Source organism: Paracoccaceae bacterium, assembly GCA_033344815.1.
In the GTDB taxonomy this organism is placed as follows: Bacteria; Pseudomonadota; Alphaproteobacteria; order Rhodobacterales; family Rhodobacteraceae; genus Roseobacter.
The window spans coordinates 4,239,501-4,262,288 of the sequence record JAWPMR010000001.1 but is presented as its reverse complement, the minus strand read 5'-3'; the positions used below and the strand labels follow the sequence as shown (position 1 = coordinate 4,262,288).

At 54.6% G+C, this 22,788-nt stretch carries 21 protein-coding genes; 10 read left to right on the top strand and 11 right to left on the bottom strand.

Features of this window, described 5'->3' with window-relative positions; genetic code table 11:
• Positions 1 to 6 precede the first annotated feature (6 nt).
• The 5 genes from lysA to argH form a co-directional block, all read right to left on the bottom strand.
• Positions 7 to 1,272 carry a diaminopimelate decarboxylase gene (lysA, locus tag R8G34_19765; protein ID MDW3225093.1) on the bottom strand — a complete coding sequence of 422 codons (1,266 nt, stop codon included), beginning with the start codon at positions 1,270 to 1,272 and terminating at the stop codon, positions 7 to 9.
• A gap of 144 nt (positions 1,273 to 1,416) precedes the next feature.
• Complete coding sequence (locus tag R8G34_19760) at positions 1,417 to 2,109, bottom strand: VPLPA-CTERM sorting domain-containing protein (protein MDW3225092.1); 693 nt, start codon at positions 2,107 to 2,109, stop codon at positions 1,417 to 1,419.
• Positions 2,110 to 2,275: 166 nt separating this feature from the next.
• The gene (locus tag R8G34_19755) at positions 2,276 to 2,590 is read right to left on the bottom strand and encodes a DUF2834 domain-containing protein (protein ID MDW3225091.1); all 315 of its coding nucleotides are present in this window, start codon (positions 2,588 to 2,590) and stop codon (positions 2,276 to 2,278) included.
• Between the two features lie 162 nt (positions 2,591 to 2,752).
• The gene (locus R8G34_19750) at positions 2,753 to 2,926 is read right to left on the bottom strand and encodes a hypothetical protein (GenBank protein MDW3225090.1); all 174 of its coding nucleotides are present in this window, start codon (positions 2,924 to 2,926) and stop codon (positions 2,753 to 2,755) included.
• Positions 2,923 to 4,335: an argininosuccinate lyase gene (argH, locus tag R8G34_19745; GenBank protein ID MDW3225089.1), complete on the bottom strand. Its 1,413-nt coding sequence runs from the start codon at positions 4,333 to 4,335 to the stop codon at positions 2,923 to 2,925. The genes R8G34_19750 and argH overlap by 4 nt, the downstream gene beginning before the upstream one ends.
• A gap of 24 nt (positions 4,336 to 4,359) precedes the next feature.
• On the opposite strand from argH, the gene R8G34_19740 reads away from it, so the two are divergent.
• Positions 4,360 to 4,929, top strand: coding sequence for a TlpA disulfide reductase family protein (locus tag R8G34_19740; protein ID MDW3225088.1), 570 nt, complete (start codon positions 4,360 to 4,362; stop codon positions 4,927 to 4,929).
• Between the two features lie 35 nt (positions 4,930 to 4,964).
• On the opposite strand, the gene R8G34_19735 is transcribed toward R8G34_19740, so the two are convergent.
• The 6 genes from R8G34_19735 to R8G34_19710 form a co-directional block, all read right to left on the bottom strand.
• Complete coding sequence (locus tag R8G34_19735; GenBank protein MDW3225087.1) at positions 4,965 to 5,198, bottom strand: hypothetical protein; 234 nt, start codon at positions 5,196 to 5,198, stop codon at positions 4,965 to 4,967.
• 265 nt (positions 5,199 to 5,463) lie between these two features.
• Complete coding sequence (locus R8G34_19730; GenBank protein MDW3225086.1) at positions 5,464 to 6,930, bottom strand: aldehyde dehydrogenase; 1,467 nt, start codon at positions 6,928 to 6,930, stop codon at positions 5,464 to 5,466.
• A 10-nt stretch (positions 6,931 to 6,940) separates the two neighbouring features.
• On the bottom strand, positions 6,941 to 7,978 hold the full coding sequence (locus tag R8G34_19725; protein MDW3225085.1) for an LLM class flavin-dependent oxidoreductase: 1,038 nt from the start codon (positions 7,976 to 7,978) through the stop codon (positions 6,941 to 6,943).
• A gap of 3 nt (positions 7,979 to 7,981) precedes the next feature.
• On the bottom strand, positions 7,982 to 8,899 hold the full coding sequence (locus R8G34_19720; GenBank protein MDW3225084.1) for a flavin reductase family protein: 918 nt from the start codon (positions 8,897 to 8,899) through the stop codon (positions 7,982 to 7,984).
• Positions 8,896 to 9,702, bottom strand: coding sequence for an alpha/beta fold hydrolase (locus tag R8G34_19715; protein ID MDW3225083.1), 807 nt, complete (start codon positions 9,700 to 9,702; stop codon positions 8,896 to 8,898). Before R8G34_19715 ends, R8G34_19720 begins: the two co-directional genes overlap by 4 nt.
• Positions 9,674 to 10,276 (bottom strand): amino acid synthesis family protein, encoded by a 603-nt coding sequence (locus tag R8G34_19710; GenBank protein MDW3225082.1) that lies wholly within the window; start codon positions 10,274 to 10,276, stop codon positions 9,674 to 9,676. The genes R8G34_19715 and R8G34_19710 overlap by 29 nt, the downstream gene beginning before the upstream one ends.
• A gap of 100 nt (positions 10,277 to 10,376) precedes the next feature.
• On the opposite strand from R8G34_19710, the gene R8G34_19705 reads away from it, so the two are divergent.
• From R8G34_19705 to R8G34_19665, 9 genes are all read left to right on the top strand, one after another.
• The gene (locus tag R8G34_19705; protein ID MDW3225081.1) at positions 10,377 to 11,081 is read left to right on the top strand and encodes a GntR family transcriptional regulator; all 705 of its coding nucleotides are present in this window, start codon (positions 10,377 to 10,379) and stop codon (positions 11,079 to 11,081) included.
• Positions 11,074 to 11,379 carry a DUF1330 domain-containing protein gene (locus R8G34_19700; protein MDW3225080.1) on the top strand — a complete coding sequence of 102 codons (306 nt, stop codon included), beginning with the start codon at positions 11,074 to 11,076 and terminating at the stop codon, positions 11,377 to 11,379. The genes R8G34_19705 and R8G34_19700 overlap by 8 nt, the downstream gene beginning before the upstream one ends.
• A 1,600-nt stretch (positions 11,380 to 12,979) precedes the next feature.
• A complete protein-coding gene (locus tag R8G34_19695; GenBank protein ID MDW3225079.1) occupies positions 12,980 to 13,702 on the top strand; it encodes a VPLPA-CTERM sorting domain-containing protein in 723 nt (240 codons plus the stop codon).
• Positions 13,703 to 14,966: 1,264 nt separating this feature from the next.
• Entirely contained in the window at positions 14,967 to 16,070 is a 1,104-nt protein-coding gene (locus R8G34_19690) for a LacI family DNA-binding transcriptional regulator (GenBank protein MDW3225078.1), read from the top strand.
• Positions 16,067 to 17,419 carry an extracellular solute-binding protein gene (locus tag R8G34_19685; protein MDW3225077.1) on the top strand — a complete coding sequence of 451 codons (1,353 nt, stop codon included), beginning with the start codon at positions 16,067 to 16,069 and terminating at the stop codon, positions 17,417 to 17,419. Before R8G34_19690 ends, R8G34_19685 begins: the two co-directional genes overlap by 4 nt.
• Positions 17,420 to 17,501: 82 nt before the next feature.
• On the top strand, positions 17,502 to 18,746 hold the full coding sequence (locus R8G34_19680; protein ID MDW3225076.1) for a sugar ABC transporter permease: 1,245 nt from the start codon (positions 17,502 to 17,504) through the stop codon (positions 18,744 to 18,746).
• Positions 18,747 to 18,790: 44 nt separating this feature from the next.
• Positions 18,791 to 19,951, top strand: a complete 1,161-nt coding sequence (locus R8G34_19675; GenBank protein MDW3225075.1) for a carbohydrate ABC transporter permease — start codon at positions 18,791 to 18,793, stop codon at positions 19,949 to 19,951.
• A gap of 2 nt (positions 19,952 to 19,953) precedes the next feature.
• Positions 19,954 to 21,210, top strand: a complete 1,257-nt coding sequence (locus tag R8G34_19670) for a hypothetical protein (GenBank protein MDW3225074.1) — start codon at positions 19,954 to 19,956, stop codon at positions 21,208 to 21,210.
• The gene (locus tag R8G34_19665) at positions 21,210 to 22,226 is read left to right on the top strand and encodes an ABC transporter ATP-binding protein (protein ID MDW3225073.1); all 1,017 of its coding nucleotides are present in this window, start codon (positions 21,210 to 21,212) and stop codon (positions 22,224 to 22,226) included. The genes R8G34_19670 and R8G34_19665 overlap by 1 nt, the downstream gene beginning before the upstream one ends.
• Positions 22,227 to 22,788: the final 562 nt, after the last annotated feature.

The following is a 22,788-nucleotide window of genomic DNA, read 5'->3' as shown; positions in this document are numbered from 1 at the left end:
ACGCGTTCAAAGCCATTCCGGTATGGTATCGCGATTTATCATTTCGTCAAAGGTCGGACGTCGGCGAATAACCGCAAATTGATCTTTATGCACCAAAACCTCGGGAATAAGCGGACGCGAGTTGTATTCGCTGCTCATTACCGCGCCATATGCGCCCGCTGAGCGGAAGGCGACCAACGCCCCGGCGGCCACTGGAGGCATCACGCGCTGTTTTGCGAATGTGTCACCAGATTCGCAAACTGGCCCCACAATATCAAATTTGGCCTGCTCAATCCCCGGTTCAGGTTCCTGCACGGGGATGATGTCATGATAGGCATCATACATCGCAGGACGGATCAGATCGTTCATTGCGCCGTCAATGATCAGAAAATCGCGGTCTTCACCGGATTTCACATAAATAACTTCGCTGACCATGATGCCCGCATTACCGGCGATCAAGCGCCCCGGCTCAATCTCGATTTCGCAACCAAGATGCCCCAACGTACGTTTGATCAAGGCGCCATAGTCGGACGGCAACGGCGGGGCTTGATTGTCGCGCGCATAAGGAATGCCCAAACCGCCACCCAGATCCAGCCGCCGAATTACATGCCCATCCGCGCGCAGTTGTTCGGTCAGCTCGGCAACTTTCTGATAGGCCAGTTCATAAGGCGCAAGTTCGGTCAGCTGGCTGCCGATGTGGACGTCAATTCCAATCACATCCAAACCTTCCATCGTCGCGGCCAACGCATAAACGTCGCGGGCCCGCGAAATGGGAATGCCAAACTTATTTTCCGACTTGCCGGTGGCAATTTTGGCATGGGTCTTTGCATCCACATCCGGGTTCACGCGGATGGTGATAGGTGCCGTTTCCCCCATGGCACGCGCTGTGGCGTTCAGAACTTCCATCTCGGGTTCAGATTCGACGTTGAACTGGCGGATGCCGCCCTCCAGCGCCAAACGAATTTCCGCGGCTGTTTTACCGACACCGGAAAAAACAATGCGCTCGCCCGGAACACCAGCGGCTTTGGCGCGCATGTATTCGCCTCCCGAGACCACATCCATGCCCGCCCCGGCCTGCGCCAACGTCTTTAGGATCGCTTGATTGCTGGCCGCTTTCATCGCGTAACACACGAGGTGATCCAGCCCCTCGAGCGCTTCGTCAAAAAGACGAAAATGCCGCAAAAGCGTCGCCGTCGAATAGATGTAACAGGGAGTACCGACAGCCTGTGCGATCGCGGAAACGGAAACGTCCTCAGCAAAGAGTTCGCCATCGCGATATAGAAAATGATCCATGAGAACTCTTGCCTGTCTGTCTGCTCCTGGCGTGTGTACCGGGAACCTGCAGCAGGTTCAATTTGGATTTAGCTGCTATAGTGACGCTTCGAAAAAAGAATGGGCGGCCTGAGCCGCCCTTCCAAAACGACATGCAGGTTTTGATCAGACGTGTTGTTTGCGGCGCCGCGCGACCAGGGTGAGGGCACCCAGACCCGCCACCAGCATTGGCAAAGCAGCAGGCACTGGAACCGGAGCGATTTGCAAGGAGTCCACGCCACCAGAGCCCCCGATTTCAATGAAGATGGAATCGTTTACACCAATACGTTGCGAAGGTGTGCCGAAAGTGAGCATCCGTGTACCACCGGGCAGGTTGCCTTCGACGTCACCAATATCAATGGTTCCAAGGGCTTGCGTCGTCCCGTCAATGATCGAGGAAAACTTGAAGTCGGTATCATCAATTGCCGAAGCTCCAAGGAAGCGAAATGCAGGGCCGCTCAGCAGCGTCAAAGTGATTGTGCCCGCTGCCGCCGCGTCATCGGGGACGGCTGAGCCGAATTCCTGCAAAATCAGGATGTTTCCAAAAACGCCATTGTCTCCCTGCGCAACTGGCGACAGGTCGGTGTCACCATTTACCGGGTTTGCTGAGTCAAAAATCGCAGCCCCGGCGATGCGCCTGCCGGACGTACGTGAAAAACTCACCAGAAACTCATAGCCATCTTCGGTAAATGTGGTCAGGGGCACGGGTTGAAGGCTGCCAGACTGCAGCGCATCGAAATCAATCGTCAATGCCGATGCCCCCAACGGGGCCGTAGCCAGAGCAAGCACCGTGCCTACCAGTTTAACAAGTCTATTCATTACAATTTCCCATCAGCTGTGCCGGAATGCCGGCAAGTACGGGCGATCTGATACCATCCACGCGATGGGCGAGACATAGAAAAAACAGTTAAAGCTTAACAGACGCTCCAAAAATAACGCTGTTTTGATCACGCGTTATCGCATCAGCGGGTGATTGCCCGACTTGTTACGAATGTTTCCATCTCAAGTAGACAAAGAGGGGTAACCCACAGCTGACACCAATCATGAAAGTTGCGGGAATCACGATCAGGTAGTGCCACTTTCGCTGCGTATACGCGTCGTAAATCACCCAAAGCGTCAGTGTTACCGCTGCAATCGTAAGGTCCCAGACCAGACCGCTGGTTGCTGCGTTTACATGCCACGCATCCACCATGGCCATCAAATCGTAGCCGTTTTCATTAAACCACTGAAGGAAATAGCTCATCGGATGGATCGCGCCCCAAATCGCAAGCCCCAGCCATAAAAAGCGCAGATGTTTCATCTTAAGTGCCCTTTTGGTAACCGACGGTTGCATATCCTGAAACACTCACGCCGCCAGCCTCACTCGCACGCTCAGATGCCGGCGGGTTTTCAGACCTTTGCGGTGATGGGCCCGTGCAGTTGGCCAGCATCACAACGAATATGCCAAAAAGCGCTAAACGCATCAAAGTCCTAACCAAACGGACAACGGCCCGCGACCAACCCCCACAGAGGCGCTTGGGTATATGCCGTTCTTATTGATCGTCACGCCGCCGTTTATGCTGGGTGTGACAGGTTCGCCGTCCGCGCCACAAGCGCCAAGACCAGTACATAATGCCAGAGCCATGAGCCGTTTCATCCAACAGTCTCCTTCCATCGCGCAATCTGGATCCGGACTTGAGCCGGTGCAGTTCCACCATAAGACGTACGACTGTTTACCGAATTTTCCACCCCAAGCACATGAAATACGTCGGACGTGATGTCTTGATGTGCTGATTTCATATCTTCCAGTGTCAGATCCGGCAGATCACAACCACGGCTTTCGGCGAGCGCGACTAGACTGCCGGTGATGTGATGAGCATCGCGAAACGGCAGGTTCAACTTGCGCACCAGCCAATCCGCCAAATCCGTGGCTGTGGAAAACCCGGAACCGGCGGCCGCTGCAAGACTGTCGCGATTTGCAGTCATATCCGCGACCATGCCTGACATCGCCGCCAAGGCCAGCATCAGGTTATCGGCCGCATCAAAGACTTGTTCCTTGTCCTCCTGCATGTCTTTGGAATAGGTCAGCGGCAATCCTTTCATCACCATCATCAGGGCCGTATTGGCTCCGAAAATCCGACCCACCTTCGCGCGGATCAATTCCGCAGCGTCCGGGTTTTTCTTCTGCGGCATAATGGACGACCCGGTCGAAAACCGGTCACTCAAGCTTACAAAGCGGAATTGCGCGGAGGACCAGATCACCAATTCCTCGGCGAAACGGCTCAGATGCATCGCACAAATGCTGGCCGCACCCAGAAATTCCAACGCGAAATCCCTGTCACTTACCGCATCCAAGGAATTCGCGGCCGGGCCATCAAAACCCAGCTCCTGTGCTGTCATATCCCGGTCAATTGGAAAGGACGTGCCCGCCAGTGCCGCAGCCCCCAATGGTGAGGTATTCATACGCGCGCGGGCATCGCGCACGCGGCTCAGATCACGGCCAAACATCTCCACATAGGCCATCATGTGGTGGCCCCATGTCACCGGCTGAGCCGTTTGCAGATGGGTAAAGCCCGGCATCACCCAATCCGACCCGGCCTCAGCCTGCGCCAGCAGCGCCCGGATCAAAGCCAGCAAGCCGCTCTCAGCGGCATCCAGTTGATCACGCACCCAAAGTTTGAAATCCGTCGCGACCTGATCGTTTCGACTGCGCCCAGTATGCAAACGCCCTGCCGGTTCCCCGATGATTTCTTTCAGGCGCGCTTCGACGTTCATGTGGATGTCTTCGAGCGCTGCGGAGAATACGAATGTGCCGTCCTCTATTTCTGACAAGACTGTGAGGAGGCCTTCCCGAATGGCATCAACATCGCTAGCTTCCAAAATGCCGGTTGCTCTCAGCATCGCGGCGTGCGCGCGCGACCCTGCAATATCCTGCGCTGCCATCCTTTTGTCGAAGCCGATGGAGGCGTTGATCGCCTCCATGATCGCATCAGGACCGGCAGCAAAGCGGCCGCCCCACATCTGGTTGGAGGCATTGTTGGATTTGGGGTCGGGCGTGTCGGTCATGGTCTTGAACCCTTCGGAGGGGAAATGAAAAGAATACTTGCAGCGCTCGTTTATACGGCCCTTGGCGCGGGCGCAATCTTGGCTCCGACGGGGGCTGAAGCCGATTTGACCCAAGCGGCCTTGTTGCGCGAAGGCGATATGAAAAAACTGGTTTTTCACGACGTCCCTGAAGCGGTTTCAGCAGCAAATTTTGACCTGGCGGATGGTGCCGGCAAGCAATCTCTCAAGGCTTATGAAGGAAAATACATCCTCTTGAATTTCTGGGCCACATGGTGCGCGCCCTGCCGCAAAGAAATGCCTCAACTCTCCGAATTGCAGGCTGAATTTGGCGGCGACAATTTTGAGGTGGTTACGATTGCGACCGGACGGAATTCGCCTGCCGGCATCCAAAAATTCTTTACCGAAATCGGCGTTGACAATCTGCCGCGCCATCAGGATCCAAAACAGGCCCTCGCAAGTCAGATGGGGATCTTCGGCTTGCCAATTACAGTCCTGATCGATCCCCAGGGGCGCGAAGTGGCAAGATTACGCGGAGATGCGGATTGGGCAAGTGACAGCGCCAAGGCTATCATAAAGGCTGCTATCACTGAATAGCGACCTGCCGAGAAAGTATAAGGAACGGCATTGGCTTATGCGTCCCGGTTGCTGAGAAAATCGCCATGGGCGCGGCGCGCAGGACCCGGCACGCCATAATTCTTATGGCTGACGCGCATGTACCGGAAGCGCCGAAAGCGGAGTTCAAACATACCGAATTCAGTTCCGGGGATGCCCGCGAGGCGTAAATGCGCTGCCCCAAAGTAACCTCGGAACTGAAATTTCGAGGCCTTTGACCCAGACCAGCTTTCTGAGGAAAGATCTGACATGCATGCGTATCCCGATTGCAGCAAGAACGACGCGCAGCAAGCACACTCTGGTGGCACAGCCGCTACCGGGTGATCCTCGCACGATCAACCGTGTTGTTTGCCAGCGCGCGAAGTGCGCGCTTTCGTAATGGCCCTACTTTTGCTCAAAAAACACATCGCCCACAGACCAGTATTCGCAAATGCATTCGTGCAAGATCTGATGATGGTCTTTTGCGCCCGGCGATATGCGGTCTCAACGGGAAATGATTTCTGAGGCGTCACGAGATCAACGCATTACAAAGGGGTCAGGGATCGGATCGTCGCTGGTGCGCAACCAAACGGCTTTCGTGGTGGTGTAGTCGAGAGCCGCTTGCAGGCCTCCCTCACGGCCATGACCGCTGAGACCGGAACCTCCAAAGGGCACGATAGGGCTCACTGCGCGGTAGGTGTTTACCCACACGATGCCTGCCCGGATGCCACGGATCATACGATGGGCGCGGGTCAGATCCTTTGTGAAAACGCCAGACGCAAGTCCGAATGCCGTGTCATTTGCGATCTCCAGCGCCTGCCCCTCTGTGTCAAAGCTCTGAACGCAAAGGACAGGGCCAAAGAACTCGTTTGTCAGGCAGGCAGCATCGGGCGCGTCAGAGCAATCGACGATTGTCGGTTCGAAATAGAGTCCTGCGCGGTCCAGCGCCTTGCCACCGGTAATAATCCGCGCCCCCACTTTTTCAGATACCGCAATCAAATCAATGGCTCTTTGCAACTGGCCCTTGGTGCATAGCGGTCCGATTTCAGTGGCCATGTCATCGGGGGGGCCAATGACAACGGCTTCTGCCTTTTCTTTGAGGCGGGCAAGGAAAACATCTTTGATCTTGTTGGAGACAATCAACCGGGATCCCGCCACACAGCTTTGCCCGGTAGCGGCAAAAATACCCGAAACCTGAGCATTCACCGCGCTTTCGATATCAGCATCTTCAAACACGATAAACGGCGATTTGCCGCCCAGTTCCAGCGATGTCGAGGCAAGGTTTGCCGCTGAGTTCTTTACGATGTGGCGCGCGGTTTCCGGTCCACCCGTGAACGCAATGTGATCGACTTTTGGGTGGCGGGTCAAAACCGCCCCACATTCGGCCCCAAATCCGGTGATCACGTTCAAGACGCCCTTTGGAAAGCCTGCCTGATCAAAGATCCGCGCGAACTCCAGCATCGGCGCCGGTCCCTCCTCCGAGGCCTTAAGGACGACGGTACACCCTGCGGCCAGCGCGGGACCGATTTTCACGGCCGATAAAAACAACTGCGAATTCCATGGCACGATCGCCGCAACGACACCAATCGGTTCGCGGCGCAGCCATACTTCCATGTCGGGTTTGTCGATGGGCAGATGCGCCCCTTCGATCTTGTCTGCGAGGCCCGCGTAGTAGCGGTAATACTCCGCAACATAGGCAATCTGGGCGGATGTTTCGCGAATGATCTTGCCAGTATCGCGGGTTTCCAATGTTGCCAAAACCTGCGCGTTCTCAGCAATAAGATCCGCCAAACGCAGCAATAGTTTCCCGCGGGTCGAAGCGGTTGTTCCGGCCCATTCGGGAGAGATAAATGCTGCAGCAGCGGCGTCCACGGCCGCATTCACATCTTCAGCCCGGGCTTCTGGCATCATCGCCCAAACCTGACCCGTTGCAGGATCCCGGCTTTCAAATTGAGCCGAACCATTCAGAAATGCGCCGTCGATGTAGTGCTGAAAATGCTGCATAAGCTATCCCCTAATCAAAAGCGGGCATGACGTCCTTGATGAACCGCTCCAGCGACGCTTTCTTGCGCTCGAAACTCATACCACTATCGATCCAAAACGCGTATTCATCATATCCGAGGGTTTCGTAGCCCTTGATCCGAGCAACCGCATCCTGCGCCGTCGCAATGACGTTGTCACGCAACATCGCCTCCGCGGAATAGAACGGGTGATTGGCAATTTCTTCTTCGGTCAGAGGGTCGATCAGCCCTTGTGATACAGGACGCTCGTTCTTGAACCATGCGCCGAAATAGCAATAAAAACGATTGATCTCTTCGGCTGCCTGTCGCGCATCATCGGCGTCCGAGGCGATATAGGTGTGGTTCAACAGCATTATTTCAGGTCGAGGTACATCGGAAAGCTTGGCGCAAGCGGCCTTGAATGTGTCCATCAACTTGGTGATCTCGTCGTCCCCCTGCCAAAGCGGGGTAACCTGAACGTGGCAGCAGTTGGCAATGGCAAATTCATGGCTGTTCGGATCGCGAGCCGCAACCCAGATGGGAGGGCCGCCTTGCTGCACCGGCTTCGGGGATGACGATGATTTTGGAAAGGAATGATAGGTGCCTTCTTGGGCATAATCGCCCTTCCACAACCCCTGAACGGCAGGGATCAATTCGCGCATGCGTTGGCCTGCATCCCAGGCGTCCATCCCCGGTACCATACGCTCGTATTCGAAATTATACGCCCCGCGCGCGACGCCCAATTCGAGCCGGCCCTCAACGATCATATCCGTCATCGCCGCCTCACCAGCCAAACGGATTGGGTGCCAGAAAGGGGCAATGATCGTACCGGTTCCCAGACGCACCTTCTTGGTTTGACGCGCCAGATCGATCAGGTTCAAAAACGGATTTGGCGCGATGGTAAAGTCCATTCCGTGATGCTCGCCTGTCCAGACCGCATGCATGCCACCTTCATCGGCTATTTTCGACAGGGCAATGAAATCGTCATATAACTGTTTTTGATCCTGATCGGGTGAAATGCGCTCCATATGAACGAAAAGCGAAAAACGCATGTGTTACCTCCCCTGCACTATTGGGCGGACTTCACCCGCGGCGTGGTCGCCATAATAAATGCCATAATTTCCCAGTTTCGTTTCTTCGGCGAACCGCTCCAGCATTGTAAGCGTTGCAGGATTGGAAACATCATCCAGCGCCGCAGTTGACAGCGGCACGAACGCACCCCTCTGCGGCGTCCCTTGGACCGATTGACACAGGAACGAGATATGCTGACGCTTATAGCGCACATCCTCAAAGACCGAGTAGACAAACCCCGGCGCGGCCTGCAGACCGGTAGCAGCAATGAGTTTACAGGCAGCCGCCGAAGCGCCCTCACCATCGACCAGCATTTCAGGGAGCGCCAGACCGCCATGTCCGTCATCAACCAAAAGAATTTCACCATCCCGCTCGATCAGGGTTGATATGACCAAACGGGTTGATGCGCCAAGCGCATTGGCCGTTGCGGTCGGCGTGACATAGGCCCCGCGCACATACCCAAGGCCGGGCGTCGACGTATACTCAAAACCTTCTACCTCACCCATCAGAATGACGTGATCGCCCGCTTCGACAATTTTGTGCATGCTGCAATCAAACCATGCTGAAACGCCCTCCAAAATCGGTGATCCTTTGGGGCCCATGCGCCAGCCTACACTAGCAAAGCGATTTTCAACCGGACGCGCAAAGGTATTGGAAACCTCAATCTGCAGTTCGGAAAGGACATTCACCGCAAAACCTTTCGTACTCCTAATTGCCTCGTAGTTCTGCGATGAGTTCGCAAGGCAAACCAGGACCAACGGCGGGTCCAAAGAAACGGATGTGAACGAATTGGCCGTAAATCCCAGTGGATTGCCCTGATGATCGCAGGTCGTCACGACTGTCACACCGGTCATGAATGTCCCAAACGCATTGCGCAGGGTCCGTCGATCAAGCGGCTTCATTGCATTTCCTTTTGGTGAATCGGGCGTTTCAACCATGTCCGAAGCTGGGCATTCACGTCCGCAACAGCCGTCAAGTTCACCATGTGCCGATGACCCGGGAGTGTGATTGCAACCCCGTCTTGCACAGTGTCCGCCATAGCTTGGGCCATCGCAGGTGTGGAATTTGGGTCACCCTCCCCGGTCAGGGCCAAACACGGGCATGCGATTTCCGCAAACCGCCGTGCATAGATTGCATCACCCTGCGCGAAAGCACCGTAGGCTGTCGCATAACCGTCAACATCTATTGCGCTCAGCCACATGGCCACCTGCGCGCGCGCCTTTGCGTCCTCATCCCCGAACCAGCGCGCCAACGGCGTTTCAAGATCGACTTTGCCGTTCCTGATCTCAGCCGCCCGCGCTTTAACGGCCGCTTTGGCCGCTTCATCGCGCCGGAACACCGCGTTCAACAGGGCGATACGTCGGACAAGATGCGGATAAGACACCGCAACGCCCCCAGCGATCAAAGCGCCCATCGAATGCCCCACCAAGTTGACGGGAGCGATGTTCAAGTCTTCAAGGGTAGCACGGCACCATGCCACGTAATCCGTCAGTTGGCTTTCTGTCGGCAACGGGTCGCTTCCCCCATGGCCGGGCATGTCCAGCGCGATGACACAGTAGTGTTTCGCAAATTCGGCAATTTGGGGCGCCCAAGCGGCAGATTGCATTCCTACCCCGTGAATAAGCACCAAGGGTTCACCTTTCCCGCGCCTGCGGAAGGTCACTTTTCGATTGGTTTCAGACAGCAGCAGGGTTGTCAGCGTCATGGCCCAACTCCCTGAGGTCTTGATAGCGATCTCCAATACGATGGTGCGGACGACCCCCGATGGACGCGCCCAGTGCTATCAGGATTTCATCTGCTGCCGGCGCGTCCCCAACGGATGTCTGGATCGTCAGGTAATGGGACCGCTTGCCACCATCGTGTTTATCCATCAGGGGGATCATCAGCGGTGCGTTGGCCGGCCCGCGTGTATTGCAGAATGAAAGATAGGATTTTGCACCGACCGCGTTTCGATAGTGGTTGCCAAAATGCAGCGTGTGGATCAACGCCGATGCGTGCTCGACTTCGCCGTTCAATCCCACAATCGCGGATTTGCCATACCCCTCGACTTTGTCACCTCCCCCGGAGGCGTCCAGAACCATCCCAGTGAGCAATTCACCAAGCCCCGGTGCACAATCCCGGATCGCAGGAGCCAGATCATCGACAAAACCCAGACCGGCCCAAGGGTTCCGGATCACCGCAATCGCAGCGATCAGCGTCAAGGGAATCTGCGCGGGCTTGCCACCTTCAATAAGCGTGGTCTCAACGTGCAAAAGCTTTTTTCTGATCATGGCTGGCATGGGAAATCCTTTGATGGTCTTTTAGATGATATTATGGTATACCATCATACGATATGTCAACATTCTTGTTGCCCAGCCTTCCGGATGTTAGGGACGCCGCATGACTCCTGAGAAAAATACCTTGCTCAAAATCGACACTGCTCCGCAGACTTTGCGAGATATCGTCCAAGACCGCATGAGGACTGCGATCATTGAGGGTCACTTTGCACCTGGCGAAAGGCTTGTAGAACGGCCCTTGTGTGAACAGCTTGGCGTCAGCCGTACCGTGATCCGTGAGACAATACGGTTTCTGGAAGCTGAAGGTCTTGTCGAGATCATCCCCAATCGCGGACCGATCGTCGCAAAGCTGGATTGGCAACAGGCCAGACAAATCTATGACATACGGCGTCAACTGGAGGGCTCCGCAGTCGCGGCATGCGCACAAAACCATGACGAGGTTTTTGCAGACCGACTTACGTCGGCTCTTCACGGCATCGAAACTACATTGGATGACGTAACGTGGCGCGATTTGCTGCAAGCGACAACGCATTTCTATGAGGTGATATTCGATCAGGCGGGGCATGATGTTGCTTGGGAAATCGTGCAACGACTGAACGGGCGCATCAGCAGGCTTCGTGCCCTCACGCTCGCGGCCAAAGAACGCCAACGCCCTGGTTTCGCCCATATGACGGCGATCCATGATGCCACACTCAATCAGGGCCCGAAAGCCGCTCGCCGCGCGGTTGACGCACATATTGATGACGCGTCCGCCACGGCGCAGAGGTTCCTGAACGCCGTAACTAAAGGACAGGATTTAGATGTCTAAAGCCTATTGGATTGCTTTCGTTACGGTGACGGATCCCATAGCCTACGCCGGATATCAACAGCACGCACCCGCCGCCTTCTCAAAGTTCGGCGCAGAGTTTCTGGTTCGGGGCGGGACTGCAGATACGCTGGAAGGCGATCCCTGGCAACGTCATGTGATCATCTCGTTTGAAAGCAAGGCTCAGGCGCTGGCCTGCTACAATTCACCGGAGTATCAGGCTGCGCGCAAACACAGATCAGGCGCATGCACCGCACAGATCGTAATCGTTGACGGCCTCCCCCCGATGGCGGCCGCATAAGTTTTCGAAAATGGAATCAACGTCGGACAGGTCTGACGAAGCTCCATTCCTGAAAAGCTTGGAGTAACGCAAATCAACGTTGGGCACTGCGTAGCTTGAAAAACCGTGCCGAAGGCGATGATACTGCCCGACCGTTTCAGCAAGCGATAACCGTTTAGTATCCTCAGGCTTGGCTAGAGCAATGGCGTGATGGACGCCAAACCGCAGTCTAAAATGCGCGTCTACGGATCAACAGGTTTTCCGCGGCGCGTTTGGCACGTTTTTGATGGAAGTTCGCCCGGACAGACCGCACATCGCGTTTCGCATACATCAACCAAGCAGCAATCGAATGCGCCCATTTCAACAGGCTTAACGGGGATCGCACCCATCACGTTGATCGCTATTAGGTCATTTTCTGTAATAGGTAGAATGCGCCCCTTTTTTGCGGGGCAGGCTGATAGATGCCCCTCGTTTTATGCACACTTTAAAAGGGTGGTGAAGGAATTGAAAAATCCACCGGTAATTCCATGACGATGATCAAACTCTTGACATAATTTTTTTCTGAAAGCTGTCGCAGCAAACTGGAAACGCGTTGCACAGACAAACTTCAGGAAAGAATAAAGCCAGTCCAGATACATTCGTAACATCAGTTGACCTGCTACCTCTTGAGTTCGACGTTAACGTCGCCGGTTTGGAACAAACTGCACACCTTCTGTGAAATTGCCAAAATTCATCAATTGCCCGTTGTGAAACAACTCATCCTTCTGTTCGCTGCTGGGGCAAAAAGTCATGATTGCGAACTACGGATTACTATTAATATCCCACGTAAATCTGCTTTTTTTTGCCGGCCATTTTGGCAAATGTTATGACGCTTAAGCGTATTAAAAGAAATTGTGACGAAGCTCTTCTTGCGCCTCCAAACTGCGGTGCCGTTGGTCTCTACAACATGATTTTTGCGGCTGTGTGAATAGGCGATAGCGCCCAAGCTCAGACAAATTCCAACCAGCATACGCCTAGCACATAATTGTTAATTTGTGGCGTGCGCGTACTCGAAGTGAATGGGGCGTCGTGACGATTATTTGGATCGGCTTCGCGTATAGAAGTCTGCGTCGAATCACGAGAATTGCAACTCAGGTCATCGAATCAGCATTTCAACGATATTCAGTGATGCCATAAGCGTGTTTACCAGGTGATTTTTGGGTTGAGTGATAGACACGTTTTTTAATCTGGAGTTGAACAACTAAAACCCGAAGTTGAAAGTATCCTAACTTGCGGCTAATTTTCGACGTTAAAGTTGACCAAGCCTGTCCGCTTGGGGTTTTCTGAGCCCACGTCAACAATTTGTTAAACATCTATGAAAACCGAAAACGTCATTACTTTAGCCTCATTACCGGAAATGAATGTCACGACAAAGATGCCGCAAATAAATTCGGCGACACTTGTGCCTTTCAATCCGATAGCCGCTTGGCTAGTGACCCCTGACATTCTCAGAGGCGCATGAAAAGCTTTGCAGGCAAAGAGGTGTCGTTGGACGGGTGCCATTCCAAACTTTCGCGCAGTTTTACGCGTCAACGCCGATCCGTTTGAACACGGACAACTTCTATTAAAAGGACAAGATAAAATGAAACGCTTTTTAGCCATGGCCGCTGTTACCATGATGACCGCCACTGGAGGCGCACATGCTGCAGTTTTGGACTACGACATGTTTGATCATGCAGACGGGGCAAATACACCGCCCCAACAGTACGGTCTGCGGGTTGATGATCTCAACCAGCACTACTCCGCAACCGGTGGTGCGCTGACACTGACCACTGACGACGTTGCAAACACAGCCTCCTTGTCAGGTACGATGGCTCTCAACATCAACGGCTCTGCAACTGGTGGCGGCCTGAACTTGCTGGGCAGCCTTGTCAACGTGGTATACACGATGACGGGTATTGTGTTTGACAGCGATGGCGGCTTTACCGCAACAGGCGGCACGGGCGCCTTGTGGGATACCGCAGGTACGTTCCAATACGATTTTTCCGGGAAGCAAAACAACAGCGGCTATGCTGCACTTTTCAAATTCGATGGGCATCGCCTGTCAGGTGACAACTCCAGTCCTGTTTTCCGCAATTGGATCATGGACGCGGGGGCGTGTGGACCATTCCTTTCCGCTTCGGCCGGCGCTTCCACGACCTGCTTGTCCGATGGCTCAACCAGCGGCACGAATGATTTCCTGATGACTTCGAGCACAGGCACAAACAACACGAGCCCTGTACCATTGCCTGCAGCGGCGTGGATGTTGCTGGCCGGTCTTGGTGGCCTGTTCGGCATGAAACGGTATGGCCGCCGTTCCGCATAAAGTCATATTATAAAGGTCCCGGCCTGAAGGTCGGGACCTTTTTCTTTGGATTGAATCGCCAGTGACCGAATACAGCATTTGGCACATTTTCTTCACAGCACTTGCGCTGAAACCTCTTCCTTTCTGAAAGGCTCAAAGCCTAAAGCGTACATCTAAGTATGGGTAATTCGGTTAGTTGATAGGCGTCACCCAGTTGCCACAATGAATGGGCTTTCTTAGATGAAGGGCGTCATCGATCACCACATGTGCATCAGATGACCAGATGCTTCAAAAGATCATTCAAAGTGTTGCTCGTTTTCTTGTGTTCGCAATGGCCCGCAATACGATAGAAACAGTAGATCTGCGCCGCCAATCTGGATCTGATCAGGTCTCACATAGAGCTGACCGCAATACCATCAGTTGCCGAGGGCGCAATGTCGTCATCTTTGCCAGACGCCAAAAAAATTGTCTCAAATTGAACCCCGCGTTGACTCCTATGGACACCAGCGTTTCGCCCAGAGTGGGAGCATGGTCACGATAGTTACCGCGCTTTAATCGATATGGCGTTTTGCAGTATGGACCTCTGCTCTCGGCGTTCTCAAAAAAACAAGCGATGCCTTTGCTGCATACAACCAGACCACATTCTTGCGACGCCGGATGTTGAGAAATTCTGTCGTTTTGCGACGGAAGTAAATTAAGGTTTCAGATTTTAAATCTGGTCACAAGGCAGGGCGGATGCTGCGTCTTCTTTCCTCGAATAAGACATGAGTGATCCGTACCGACAAAGCGGCCGCCTTCGATATTGCGCGTGTTGATCATTCAAGCGCATCTCTTTCCATTAAAACGGCAGCAAACACTTGCAATATCCTTCGCCTATGTCCGCTGGCCGCGGCAAAAAATGCTAGGCGACAAAAAACTGCACTGGCGCCTCATGCAGTACTTCGCGCGATGGTCGTGACAGCGATTAGTTCAAGATTTGTTCAGTCTCTGCAACAATCCGGTCGAGGCGACAGATGTCCTAGCGGCGCGCGGAAAACTGGTCTTTTGAAAGCGGCTTTCGCGACCGCGTCCGTCTAATGCGCTTTGTCTTGGTCCCATAGTCATGAATGATTGAGTTCAAAGCGCCCAAATTGGATGTCGCCGCCCCAAATCAAGCCTGCCCCGTTTGAAAGAAAGAAATCAGCGCCTTTCTCACAAATTTGACCAGAACCCCTTTCGCTTTGACGGAAATAAGCCCTTGCCGAAACCGGTTTCGTAGATCAACGTGAAGCACGGGAGAAGAAATTTGGCTGCAAACACCGCATCTATTTCGAGTGATCGCGCGGCCATGCGAGTCACCATCAGTGACATGGCTGAAGCGCTCGGCTTGACAAAGTCTACGGTGTCGCGAGCAATGAACGCCTATCCCGATATCTCTGAAGCAACCCGATTGCGCGTCGAGCGAATGGCCGAAAAACTAGGCTACCAGCCCCTCAGTCACGCGCAGGCGATCAAAACCGGCCGAACACGATCACTCGGGCTTGTGTTGCAATTATCTGATCACGACGCACAAAGACCTTTTCTGGCCGAATTTCTTGCCGGTGTCTCTGCGGGGGCGAGTGTCGAGGGTTACACCTTGACTGTTGCATCTGCAGATAACGACTCGCACTTGATTGAAACCTTTCGCAATTTGCTGCGTGACAGAAAAGCAGATGGCTTTATCCTTCCCAGAGCGAGGGTGTGCGACGCGCGCGTAGAGATGTTTCGCAAAGCGGATGTTCCTTTTGTGCTTTATGGACGCCAAGATGACGCAACCGGATGCGCGTGGTTTGACGTACGAGGTGAGGATGCCATGCATGACGCAGTTCTGCATTTGGCTGAGCTCGGGCATCGCCGGATCGGCTTTATCAATGGTGGCGCGATCTATAATTACGCGAAACTGCGCCGGGCAGGTTTTGTAACCGGGATGGCTGCCGCAAAGCTTGAGATTGATCCGGCATTGCTCCTGGAGAACGCTGTCACGCTTGAGGAGGGTACCCGCGCCGGCGCCAAGCTGTTGGATCTTGCTAATCCACCGACCGCTATTGTCTGCGCCGTGGACCGCGTCGCCTTGGGCGTTTACAGTGCCGCATCCGCCCGTCATTTGCGGATCGGCACGGATATTTCGGTCATCGCTTATGATGGTATCCAGGAGGGCGCACATGCGCGGCCACCGCTGACAACCTTTTCTGTCAGCAGTCGCGATGCAGGTGCCAGGCTCGCGGGCCTTTTAATCCGACGCATAGGAGGAGAGCCGCCAGAAGCGCTGCGGGAAACTGTTGCAGCGACTTTTTTGCAGCGTGGCTCTACCGGCCGTATCAACACCAAGGTTCAGAATTCGATTGAAGTCAAAATGGGAGAAAGACGATGAAACTAAACCTAAAAGCAGCGATGCAGACAAGTGCTCTGGTGGCACTGGCGGTATCCGCTTCAGCTTTGTCCGCAGAAGAATTACGGTTTTGGACGACGGAAGAGCAGCCTGAGCGCCTTGCGCGCCAGGAAGCGATGGCGGCTGAATTCGCGGCCGCGTCCGGCCATACAGTAGATGTCATCCCGGTGTCCGAAAACGACCTCGGAACGCGCGCAACTGCGGCGTTTGCGGCAGGCGACTTGCCTGATGTCATCTATCATACGTTGCAGTATGCAGCGCCTTGGGCCGACGCGGGAATTCTGGATATCGACGCGGCAACGGATGTGATCGAGGCACTTGGGGCTGATACCTTTGCCCCTGGTGCACTAAAAATGGCTGCTACGCCGGATGGATACGCTTCGGTACCCGTAGACGGGTGGACGCAGATGCTGGTCTATCGCGCGGATCTCTTTTCAGAGAAAGGCCTTGAGCCGCCCAATTCCTATGCCAACGTTCTGGCCGCTGTTGAGGCGCTACACAACCCGCCGGAAATGTATGGTTTTGTCGCCGCCACCAAGATCGATGAGAACTTCATGAGCCAGGTTCTGGAACATGTTTTCCTCGCAAATGGCGTGTCACCGGTCGGACCCGATGGCGTTCAGTCACTTGACGAAGCTGCCACGATCGAAGTGCTGGAGTTTTACAAGGCCATCGCCGAAGCCTCCCCCCCAGGCGACCTCTATTGGGATCAGTCACGCACGCTCTATTTCAGCGGCAATGCCGCGATGATCATCTGGTCGCCTTTTATCCTCGACGAGTTGGCTGGTCTGCGGGACAGCGCGCCGCCCACAATCAACGATGATCCGACCTCAGGCGATCTGGCGGCAGCCACCGGTATCGTGACGAACTTCGCCGGCCCCTCAAATCCGGACGGTGCGGCATGGGGTGACGTGCGTTACTTCGGCATCACCTCTGACGCGTCCACGGATGCTGCGATGGAATTCGTCCAGTACTCGATGAACGAAGGCTACGGGTCAACGTTGGCCATCGCACCGGAAGGCAAATTCCCGGTCCGGCGCGGCACGGCTGATAGCCCCACTGAATTTGCGGATCTATGGGCGACGCTTGATGTTGGTGTTGATCGCAAAGCTCCGCTGGGGGATCTTTATGAAGCCGCGATGATCGAGGAGATCGTTGGCGGATTGGACGTGGCACAGCGCTGGGGCGTTGCTGACGGCAAATTGGCCGAGGCCTCCGCAATCATCAACAGTCAGGTGATCAACCGTCTGGTAAGGGAATTCATTGACGGTGAGCGCGATGCGGCGGCAACAGTTGCCGAATTGAACAGCGCAATCGCGGCGGTGCAGTGAACCAGAAAACTCAGGGGTGCCAGCCGGTGGCGCCCCTTTTTCAACAGGTCTAAAAACCATCGGCACTACAGGAGAAGCTCAGATGGCAGAGCTACGACCCCCCGTCGGAACCGGACCTTTAGCCAAACGCGAAGCGCGCCTGGCGTGGGGGCTCCTGTTTCCAACCATCGCCGCCGTTGCATTGGTCGTTATCCTGCCATTGCTTGCAATCTTCTGGATCTCGTTCAAGCCGGTGGAGCTTGGCGACCTGCGCGCGCCAGAAGTCGTTTTGCGCGAGGACATACGCGGGGACGCCGATGCCGTGGGAGACATGCCGACGATCCGTTACCGTTTGCGCAATTCTTCGCAAGAGCAACCGATCACTGGCGTTACGTTCTCTGACATCATCCCCGACGGCCTGATTGTTCAGGACCTCGATGCGCGCTGCGACCTGTCGGGCCGGGCGTTGGCCTGTGATCTTGGCGACTGGGACCCCGGCACCAGAGACACATTGACCATTCCGGTCAAGGTCGAACAAACCTATCTTGATAACGCATTGCGCCCTCAAGACAGCGCGGCCATAACAACCGGCGTATCTTCCAGTGTGCTGACAAACAACACGTTCACGCTGGAAAACTTCTCAAGAATTTTCAATGGCGACGAGTTTTTCGAAGTTCTCTGGGTCACACTGTTCTATACGGTTTTTGGCACAATCGGTGCCTTGCTCGTGGGGCTTTTTGCGGCCCTTCTGCTCAACAAATCTTTCAAGGGACAGGGCGTTCTGCGAGGGCTCTATCTGTTCCCATATGTCGCACCGGTGATCGCGGTCGCCTTTGCATGGCTTATTCTGTTCGACCCGTTTTCGGGGTCTGCCAATGCTCTTTTGTTGCAAATGGGGGTGACGTCTCAAGCCATCAACTTTTTTGGGGAACGGCCGCTGGCTCTGATCATGGTCACGATCTTCGAGATCTGGCGCTATTTCCCCCTATCCTTCCTCTTTATCCTCGCGCGCATGCAGAGCATCGACACGGACATGTATGAAGCAGCGGACATGGATGGCGCGTCGCCTTTTCAGCAATTCTGGTACCTCAGCGTACCCCAATTGCTCGGCATCCTCAGCGTCTTGTTTTTGCTCCGTTTTATTTGGACATTCAATAAATTCGACGACATCTTCCTGCTCACCGGCGGGAATGCAGGCACGCGCACATTGACCGTGAATGTCTATGAGCAGGCGTTTGCAATTTCCAATATCGGTGCGGGGGCCGCGGTGGCAGTTGTCATTTTCGGGTGTCTGCTGACCTTTTCCATCTTCTTTCTGAAGTACATCAGTCAGGAGGAAGGGCTGTGATCCGACAGGGGTATATAACCGGACCTGTTCTGGGTGCCTTGTGGATGGTTGTCCTCTCCGTGACAGTTGCAGTTGGCATGTCCTTTGCGACCGGTGACCCTTTTCGCCCGAACCTGTTATTGTCTATGCTCTGGGGGGCTGTAGCGGGTGTTGTATTTGTTTTCGCCGGAAAAATTCGCAGCCTTCAGCTTGCTGTTGCAACAGCCGTCGGCGTCCTGGTTCTTGCCGGCGTCGGGCCGATGCTCACCGGAAGCGACGCGAGTCTTGTCTCGCGTGTTCTTGGCGCGGCAACGCTTGGCCTCGCTTTTGCGCTTTCGTTAGCTCCCATTTTGGACGAAGTGGTTCCGGGCGCTCTGACACGACATGAATTCGAGGGCGCCGTGATCCGTTTTCTGACGGGGTTTGGCTACATCTTCTTTTCCGCGATTGTTCTGATTCCCTTCTATGTAATGGTCATGACGAGCTTCAAAAATCAATCGGAGCTCATGCAGAATCCGCTCGATTTCTCGATTGATCTGGAAAAGGGAACTGAGCTGTTCCGATCTTATAATGAACTGTTTACCCAGTTCAATTTCGGCACCTATCTTTTCAATTCATTCTTCATCTCAGTGCTGACGGTTTTCATCACGCTGGCCTTTGCGATACCCGGCGCCTATGCCGTGGCACGGCTGCGGTTCCAGGGACGTGCTGCATTCTCACGCTCAATTCTGCTGATATATATGGTGCCTATGATTGTGCTCGCACTGCCGATCTATATTGCATTTTCAATGACAGGTTTGCGCAATTCGTTCTGGGGCATAGTGATGATCTATCCTGTCACGACGATCCCTGTGGCGCTCTACATGCTGCAAGGATATTTTCGCGGCTTGCCCGCTGAAGTTGAAGAAGCAGGTTTGATGGACGGGTTGTCACGGCTGGCGGTCATCTGGAAAATCACTCTGCCCCTCTCTCTGCCTGCTTTGGCCTCAGTCTCGCTCTACGTCTTCATGATCGCCTGGAATGAGTTCCTCCTTGCTTTCATGCTCCTTGACGACCCCGCGAAATTCACGCTGACCCGCGGCATCGCATCTCTCAATTCTTCGGAAATTCCACGACAACACCTGATGGCGGGCTCCGTCATTGCGACCGTTCCAATCATGGCGCTTTTCTTGGGATTGGAACGTTTCATGACAAAAGGCCTGACCGCCGGGTCAGTAAAAGGATAATCATGGATCTCGATGAAAAGGCGCGCCAGATTTTGCGCCAGAACGACAAGGGCGGTTATACGCTGCCAACTCACGGTCTCTATCCCTATCAATGGAATTGGGACAGCGCCTTTGCGGCCTGGGGATTTGCGACCTTTGACGTCCCGCGCGCGTGGGATGAATTTGATACGTTGTTTGCAAGCCAATGGGCATGCGGAATGGTTCCACACATCATTTTTCATGAACCCGACCCCAGTTATTTCCCTGGCCCCGACGTCTGGTGCACCGGGCAAAGCCCTGCAACTTCAGGTATCTCGCAACCGCCTGTTGCCGCGACAATGGTAAGGCTCGTCCTGGAAATGGACAAAAAGGCTGGCCTTGAAAGGCTGGCAGCAATTTATCCAAAACTGGTTGCGTGGCATCGTTGGTGGCACGAAGTGCGCTGCGTTCATGGCCCTGCCGCGATCATCCATCCGTGGGAAAGCGGGCGCGACAACTGCCCGGACTGGGACATTGGCATGGCAGGTGTCGACGGGTCGAATGTGGGATCTTACACACGGCGAGACACTGGGCATGTAGACCCCTCGATGAGACCGCAAAAAGAACAATACGACCGATATATCGCGATGGTACAGTTCGGTGGCAGCGTTCGTTGGGATCAAGAAAAGATCGTCGCAGAAGGCCCGTTTCTCATGGCGGACCCTGGAATCACCTTTATCCTGATGCGCGCGCATGAAGATCTGATTGCACTAGGTGAGATCTTGGGAGAAGACACGCAAGAGATCTCGCGATGGGCCGACAGCCTGCGCGCTGCCCTGCCCCAAATCTGGAACCCCGACCTTGGCGCGTATGACGCAAAGAACCTGCGCACTCAGCAGTTTGCAGGGATCTTGGGGTCAGGGGCATTGCTGGCCTATGTTGCAGGCGCGGGCAACCCCACATTGGATACGCAGTTGATGCGGGTGTGGGACGCCGTGACTTATGGCATCCCTTCCGCCGATCCCCACAACCCCGCTTTTGACGCACGGCGCTACTGGCGCGGGCCATCATGGCCGTTCCTGAATGCGTTAATTGCAATCGGGTTTCGTGAAATGGGTCGTCCAGACCTTGATGAAAGACTGCGACGGGAAACCGCCGATGCCATCGCGAAAAACGGGTTTGCAGAATACTTTGACCCGCATGATGCGACGGCTTGCGGGGGCGCCGATTTCACCTGGACTGCTGCTATCTGGCTGACCTGGGCCGGGCGCGATGCGGAACAAGTTCGAGGGGCTGCCTGATGTCATCAATTTCTCTGAAAGCTGTCGAAAAGTGGTTCGGCGACATCCAAGTTATCAAGGGCGTGGACCTCGACATAAGTGAGGGCGAATTCGTGATTTTCGTGGGTCCCTCAGGATGTGGTAAATCCACTTTGTTACGCATGATTGCAGGCCTTGAAGAAACGTCACGCGGGCAAATTATAATTGGTGAACGGGATGCCACAGCGGAGCCTCCCAGCAAGCGCGGACTGGCGATGGTCTTTCAATCCTACGCGCTTTATCCACATATGTCGGTGCGCGACAATGTGGGCTTTCCGCTGAAATCTGCGGGCCTGCCCAAATCGAAAATCGACACAAAGGTAAACGAAGCGGCGAAAGCTCTCAAACTGGAAGATTACATGGATCGCCGGCCCAAGGATCTTTCAGGTGGCCAGCGCCAACGCGTCGCCATCGGTCGGTCGATTGTGCGTGATCCGACGGCGTTTCTCTTTGACGAGCCTCTTTCAAATCTAGATGCGGCCCTGCGCGTCGAGATGCGTTATGAAATCGCGAAACTGCACCAAACGCTGCAGGCGACGATGATCTATGTCACCCATGATCAGGTCGAAGCGATGACTTTGGCCGACCGCATCGTCGTGCTGGAGTTTGGCAAGATTGCACAGGTTGGCACCCCGCGCGAGTTGTACGAAAACCCGGCGAACCTGTTTGTCGCACAGTTTATCGGTTCTCCGCGGATGAACGTGTTTTCTGCAGATGCGGTCAAGGACATCGAGGTACCGCGCGGGGCCGTCTCGCTTGGCATTCGCCCCGAACACATCACTCTTGGTGCGCTTTCAACGGGCCAGATTGACGGGGTTGTGGACGTGCTGGAATACTTGGGCGCAGACACATTTGTTATTGTGTCCTGTGGCGCGGCCGGACAAGTCACAGTGCGCGTCAACGGATCGACCTCCCACAAACCCGGCGATGCTGTAAGCCTGTCATTTGCAAAAGATCACCTGCACGCATTTGATACAGATGGTCTGGCATGTGGTTGAGGTCAGGTCTGCCGCCGAGCGACGCGTCTTAAGGGAAAGTCTCGCGTTTGTCTGCCGCCCGTGTGGGATTGCAAAAAACAGTATGCAGCGGGCAATGGCTTTAGCCCAGTGTCGAAAACCGCGGTTGTTTGCTGCCGTGTGAACAGACCGGACACCCTCGAGCCAACCCGATCTGATTTGACGGCACAGGCCTTCTATCTAACTCCTATCCAAAAATTCGCGTCGCCTTGGGACACCATGCTGGCGGGGATGTCACTACTATTGGGCATACTCCAACCTGGACCGTTTGCGTCTTTATCTGTGTCAGCACATGTGCCACAGGCTATTGCGCATCATGCGATCTGGCATCAGAGCGGCATGATGCAAGGTTCGGACAGCGACGCGCCCGGTTGCCTCTGCGAAAGACCTTGAAAGGAAGGCGTCAGCTTTCCGTCTCTTTGGGAAGAGTATCATGAAGTCGTTGCAGGCGAGTAATGCGATGGCACCCTCAGACGTATCTTCAGATCAAAAACAAGACTAAAACCCTGTCATTAAATCTGTTGGAGGTAATGGCGCGGCTCTC